Below are 6,040 nucleotides of genomic sequence, written 5' to 3' on the forward strand. Positions count from 1 at the left end.
GAAATACGGTATTCTGATGTGACAAAACCTGAATCCTGGTCGTTAAAGTGTTTGTTTGCACTCATATTTTAACTGTTCGGACTCAGGTTTTTTTATTTAAATCAAACTATGGGACAGCAGTGGTGTAGGGGTAACATTTTTCCATAATTTCAGCCATAAACTTAGAAATTCATATAAATAAGCGTTTTTACTGGCTGATATTTTATGATAAAAATGAACCTATACTAAGGGAATACAAGTATTTAGAATATTATTTTGCATGAATATTCAAAAGTTAAAAGAGTTGAAATACGCAAAATATGATTTAAGAAAGCAGTTGAATTAAAGTGTGATATATTTATCAAAATATATTGAATTGTGTGATTCTTGGCAATATAATCAAAACAAGAAGATATGATTTTAGGCCGCTGAAAATGGACGTAATTTTATGGGATGGTGAAAATACCTTCCCTGCAAAAATTGAAATTTTTAAACAGTTCTTAAAAAAATATTTAACCTCACTTAACTATGTAGATCTTTTGAGTAGTACACCTTTTCATTACGATCCTGAAAATGATGAATTCTTAAATCCAGATATTCAAGCCTATTATTATTTGTGGTCTATTTCTTAGAGCCAAAACGATTTTAACAAATAAAAAAAGCCCTCAAATGTTATTACTAGTTGAGGGCTAATTTATATCTATTTAATATTTTTAAACCTGATTACCACTCTGTTATTGCTATCGAGTAACTTTAATTCCATCTTGGAAGCCTCATAGCTTACAACTTGGCTTAATGCTTGAGAGAACTTTTGCGGTAAATTGGTCGCATTTGAACATGCGTTATTTTCTACTGCTCTTAGATTTGCAAATTTAATCTGGGTTCCCATAACGGCATAACCTCCCATGAATTGGTTACATCCATCAGTGCCGCTTACTTCATTACTATCAAATGTCATGGTGGGAACAGCAGACTGGGTCGGGTCAGCTTTATAAATAACTTGATTAATTTCGGTTAATACCCAATTTTTATTTTGCAATTGATCTAAATTTCGATCAGTGGAGGGATTGGGCATAGATGTACTACAACCAACCAAAGTTAAGGAAGTTGCTATACTTGTAGCGAGAATAATTTTTCTTAACATCGCTTTTCTCCAATTAATTTAATACTTAAAGATAATTGTGAGGCAGTTAAAACAAATTACAGTTTATAAAGTTTTCTTAGAATTCATTTGATTGTTAACTAATCATCTACAAGAGTGGATCGGAAAACAAACATGTATTGTTTTAGGTAAACAAGGACATGTTAAAGGATACAAGGAGCAATAAACTTAAATAGAACAACTATGGTTAGAATTATTGATTAATCATATATTTGTTATATTAAGGGTATAAACAGCATTCAATCCCTAGGCTTTCAATTCATTACAATTTAATCTTAATCAGCTAAAGTATTTGAAGTACAAAAATTTATATATTTTACTTATAAATGATAGAGTTTCAGACGTAAAAAAAGCCCGTTAAGGGCTTTTTTCAATGCAACAACTTAGTTAGCCAAAGCTTTAACTTGTGCATTCAAACGGCTCTTATGACGAGCAGCTTTGTTTTTATGGATGATGCCTTTATCAGCCATACGATCGATTACAGGTACAGTTGCTTTGTAAGCTTCTGTAGCAACTGCATAATCACCAGCAGCGATAGCAGCTACTGTACGTTTGATATAAGTACGAACCATTGAACGTAAGCTAGCGTTGTGTTTACGTGCTTTAACGTTTTGACGGGCACGTTTTTTAGCTTGAGCAGAGTTTGCCACTCGTGCACTCCTTGAATTAGATTGGTCTGGGCGGGCTGAAATTGCAACTGAAAACCTTCATCAGAAGAATTATCACCAGCCCGTAAACAAGTGCCATATTGTGATTAAACTATGACGTTAAGTCAAGTCTTGACTTGCTTTGACAACATTTTAGATGCATAAAAATTCTAAAGAAACCGTTAGATTAGTAATAACCTATAGAGATTGCTTAAAAAATGACTAAATCAATTAAAAGTGCAATTGTGATTGGAGCAACAGGTTTAGTAGGTCGTGAGCTACTGAAACAACTCAATCGTATAGAAAGTTGCGAAAAAATTACCGCGGTGGTTCGTCGTGAAGATTCAGCCCTCAAAAGTTTGGAAAAAGTACAACAATTCCTTCTCGATGATTTTCTGTTACTCAATGATGAAGATGTGAATGGATATAGCCATGCATTTAGCTGTTTAGGGACAACGCTGAAAAAAGCCGGATCCAAACAAAAATTTCATGATGTTGATTATGAAATAAATGCACATTTTGCTGATTTATTTGAATCGACCAATACCCATTACTTGCTGATCAGCGCACTGGGTGCAAATAGCAACTCAAATTTTTTCTATAATAGAGTGAAAGGCGAACTGGAAAAGCATATCCAGATTTTAAACCTTGAGCGTGTGTCGATTCTACGTCCTTCATTATTGTTAGGTGAGCGTCCAGAACAACGCAGTCTGGAAGATCTGACTCAAAAGCTCTATCAAAAATTCTCGCATTTAGTGCCTGACTCATTCAAATATAAGCCAGTGACAGCAGAGCAAGTGGCTCATACTATGGTCGAGGCAGCGCAAACTCAAACTGAAAAGTTTGAAATTTATGATAATTTACGTATACAAAATTCCAAATGAGGGAGATAAAAAGTGTCTAATGCAGCATTCGTAACGTGCGATTTACTTGACGACAATCCAGAGAAAGAGATTCAAGTAGTGACACCATCCATGGATGGTAAATTCTTTAAAAGCTATGGTGCGCGTAAAAGTTTTGGCGGTCAGGTCGTGACGGTTAAATGTTTTGAAGATAATTCGCGGGTAAAAGAACTGCTTGCGACTGATGGTACCGGTAAAGTGCTGGTGGTAGATGGCGGTGCATCCATGCGCTGTGCCTTGATGGGCGATATGATTGCAGAGTCAGCAGTTAAAAACCACTGGAATGGAGTGGTGATTTATGGCTGTGTACGTGATGTAGATGCGATTGCTGAATTGGATCTGGGGGTACATGCCTTGGCTGCAATTCCACAAAAAAGTAATCGAAAAGGCATTGGCGAAGTGGATTTAACTTTGTATTTTGGTGGGGTAAGCATCCATTCTGGTGATTATATCTATGCTGATAACAATGGAATTGTGATTGCAAAAGAAAAATTAGTCGACTTATAACGATAATTGCAGAAGGATAAAAATGGTGAATCATCAAATTAAAGTTGTACAGGCTTTAGCTTCAGCATTGACTGAAGGTGGGCGCGGAATTAGTGGTACTGCATTTCCGAAACAGCCGGAAAAATCACTCAAACTTTATGAGTTTGAAGGTTCACCATTTTGCCGTCGTGTACGGGAAGTCATGACCTTGTTAAATCTGGATTATGAGGTTTATCCTTGTCCAAAAGGTGGGCAAAAATACCGAAAAATTGTCAAAGAAAAAGGTGGGAAAAAACAGTTTCCATTTTTTATTGATGAAAATTCAGGTGTCCAGATGTATGAGTCTCAAGACATTATTCATTATTTATTTAAACATTATGGTCGAACTGGAAAAACACCGAAAAAATTTACGCAATATCCCAAAATTCCTGTGGCTGCCTTTGCTGGAACCATCATTAATGGCGCACGTGGTGTTTGGGTGAATAAAAAAATTATTGATCGCGAGGCACCAGCCCAGCTCCTGGAATTGTGGGGCTTTGAAGCCAGCCCATTTACGCGTGTGGTACGTGGTGTATTAACTGAGCTGGAACTCCCTTTTAAATTTCATAACGTACCCAAGGAACGCTGGCAAGATATGGGGCCGGCTATGTTGCGTTTAAAACCCGGAAAATATCAACCCTTAACCGGCGGCAAACGTGAGAAGATTGTTGAGATTATGGGGCGTGATATTCAAGTTCCTTATTTGGTCGACCCGAATACTGGCGTGAAAATGTTTGAGTCAGCTGAGATTGTGAAATATTTAAAAAAACAATATAGCTGAATGATTACAACAGCAAAAAAGAAACAGCTAGATCAGCTGTTTCTTTTTATCTAAATCAATCAATTTTCTTTAAACTCCGATAGTGCTACACACTGAATTTTATTGAGATGATTTAATTTATTGATCATGCATTAATCATGGATTGAATCGTCAGTGTTTTTATTTTATGGTGTTAAATTGAAAGGATAATGCTCAAAATACCAAACTAGAATTTTAATTATTAGTATAAAAGTCATCAAATTACTTGGTTTTAGGGATATTTTTTTAATTGTTTTCCCCTTAGATTGGGGCAATAAAAGAAAGGGGTAGTGTGTGTCCGGATTAGAAACGATTTTACCTGTACCAGTTTTAATTGTTGAAGATGAAGATCTCATTCGAGAGCGATTAAGACATATATTGACCGAAATGGGCTATGACAATGATGTGCTCATTTTTGCCAAGAATCTAAAAGAAGCCTTCCTGCAAATAGAACAACAACCGATTTCCTTGGCATTGGTCGATCTCGGACTTCCTGATGGAAATGGGGTGGAACTGATAGAAAAGCTTCGTGCCCAAGATAGCAGTGCTTTAATTCTGGTGATTTCCGCATGGAGTACGCAAGCAAGTCTATTTTCAGCCATCAAAGCCGGTGCGACCGGCTATGTTCTAAAAGAACGAGATGATGCGGAAGTGCGGCTGGCGATTCGCAGTATTTTGCGTGGTGGGGCTCCGATTGATCCTTTTATTGCGCAGGAAATTTTAAAGCAGATTTCCGCTTCAGTGATTACAGGCTCAAATGATGATAAATCCTTAGAGTCGGATGTGGCACTTTTGACCCGTCGTGAAACAGAAATTTTAGACTTGGTTGCGCAAGGGATGAGTAATAAAGAAATAGCGGAACAGTTATTTGTCTCTAAATATACGGTGGAAAGTCACATTAAGCATATTTACCGAAAATTGGCGGTGACGAAAAGAACCAAAGCAGTCAGTGCAGCACGATCCTTAGGGATTTTATGAAACATTCCATCCTGTATTTCTTTTGCATATTTTTGCTGAGTTTATTCAGTCGAATCAGTTATGCAGAAATAATAGAAAGGATTAATGAACAATGTTCAGTGCATATTAATTCTGTCTCTGCTGTTAAAACGCCTTCACAGACTATTTTACCCAAGCAAGGCTGGCAGTTGGTGCAATTGCCAGATAAATGGACCAATCACTGGAAAAATTATAATGGTGGTGCCTGGTATAAGATTGAATGGAACTGGTCATGTCAAAATAATGCGAAGTTAGCTGAGCCGATTGCTTTTTCAATTGATTATATTAATTCTGCAGGGGCAGTTTTTTTAAATGGTGATTTGCTGTGGCGGGATCAGCATTTACAGGAACCTTTGTCTAAAAGCTGGAATATGCCACGTTATTGGATTTTACCGATATCGGGATTAAAATCTGATGAAAATGAAATTTTGATTTATGTGAATGGTTTTGCTTTTCAATCTCCAGGGCTTGGTACGATTTCCTTTAATAATGTGCAAAGCAATGATGAGATCCATCAAAGCAAAATTTGGAACCGCAGAACATTATTTCAAATCAACATCATTTTATCGATCACTTTTGGGGTGATCTGTTTTGTTATCTGGTTATTAAGACCTAAAGAAACCACTTTTGGATGGTTCGCATTAAGTTCATTATTGTGGGTGCTATTTATTTCCAATCTACTGACTACAGAAACATTTCCATACCCAACAAGCTTAATGGCAACCCAAGCAAATTTGACTTTCTTTGTCCTATATATTATTAGTTTTTGTGTTTATTTACTCAGATTTATCCGAACGTGTTTAGCCAAAATTGAAGCTTCGATGTATTTTGCCACTGGACTTGCCATCACTGGTATTTTTTTCACCCCACAGCAATTTATTTATTTTGTCTTTCCACTGATATTTTTAATAGATCTCTTGCGAAAGTAAAAAATTGTTTATACTAGCCCCATGAAATATGAAAATTTAACTCGATTTAATGATGGGGAATTTAAACGACTCGTTGGAGTTCCTCGTCCATTATTCTTAAA

At 36.4% G+C, this 6,040-nt stretch carries 8 protein-coding genes; 6 read left to right on the forward strand and 2 right to left on the reverse strand.

The window, feature by feature from the left end; genetic code table 11:
- Positions 1 to 413 precede the first annotated feature (413 nt).
- A complete protein-coding gene (locus HLH16_RS07050) occupies positions 414 to 611 on the forward strand; it encodes a hypothetical protein (protein WP_131288922.1) in 198 nt (65 codons plus the stop codon).
- 68 nt (positions 612 to 679) lie between these two features.
- On the opposite strand, the gene HLH16_RS07055 is transcribed toward HLH16_RS07050, so the two are convergent.
- A complete protein-coding gene (locus tag HLH16_RS07055; protein WP_131288920.1) occupies positions 680 to 1,123 on the reverse strand; it encodes an META domain-containing protein in 444 nt (147 codons plus the stop codon).
- Positions 1,124 to 1,524: 401 nt separating this feature from the next.
- Positions 1,525 to 1,791, reverse strand: a complete 267-nt coding sequence (rpsT, locus tag HLH16_RS07060) for a 30S ribosomal protein S20 (RefSeq protein WP_067724582.1) — start codon at positions 1,789 to 1,791, stop codon at positions 1,525 to 1,527.
- A gap of 215 nt (positions 1,792 to 2,006) precedes the next feature.
- On the opposite strand from rpsT, the gene HLH16_RS07065 reads away from it, so the two are divergent.
- The 5 genes from HLH16_RS07065 to HLH16_RS07085 all read left to right on the forward strand — a co-directional run bounded on the left by HLH16_RS07065 (position 2,007) and on the right by HLH16_RS07085 (position 5,939).
- Positions 2,007 to 2,672 (forward strand): Rossmann-fold NAD(P)-binding domain-containing protein, encoded by a 666-nt coding sequence (locus HLH16_RS07065; RefSeq protein WP_171528808.1) that lies wholly within the window; start codon positions 2,007 to 2,009, stop codon positions 2,670 to 2,672.
- Between the two features lie 12 nt (positions 2,673 to 2,684).
- Positions 2,685 to 3,197, forward strand: a complete 513-nt coding sequence (gene rraA, locus HLH16_RS07070) for a ribonuclease E activity regulator RraA (protein ID WP_171528809.1) — start codon at positions 2,685 to 2,687, stop codon at positions 3,195 to 3,197.
- Positions 3,198 to 3,219: 22 nt separating this feature from the next.
- Positions 3,220 to 3,996: a glutathione S-transferase N-terminal domain-containing protein gene (locus tag HLH16_RS07075; protein WP_171528810.1), complete on the forward strand. Its 777-nt coding sequence runs from the start codon at positions 3,220 to 3,222 to the stop codon at positions 3,994 to 3,996.
- 312 nt (positions 3,997 to 4,308) lie between these two features.
- On the forward strand, positions 4,309 to 4,992 hold the full coding sequence (locus HLH16_RS07080; protein WP_171528811.1) for a response regulator: 684 nt from the start codon (positions 4,309 to 4,311) through the stop codon (positions 4,990 to 4,992).
- Between the two features lie 98 nt (positions 4,993 to 5,090).
- Complete coding sequence (locus tag HLH16_RS07085; RefSeq protein WP_214646650.1) at positions 5,091 to 5,939, forward strand: hypothetical protein; 849 nt, start codon at positions 5,091 to 5,093, stop codon at positions 5,937 to 5,939.
- The last annotated feature ends 101 nt before the right edge of the window (positions 5,940 to 6,040 follow it).

The sequence above is a fragment of the Acinetobacter sp. ANC 5378 genome, assembly GCF_013004315.1.
In the GTDB taxonomy this organism is placed as follows: Bacteria; Pseudomonadota; Gammaproteobacteria; order Pseudomonadales; family Moraxellaceae; genus Acinetobacter.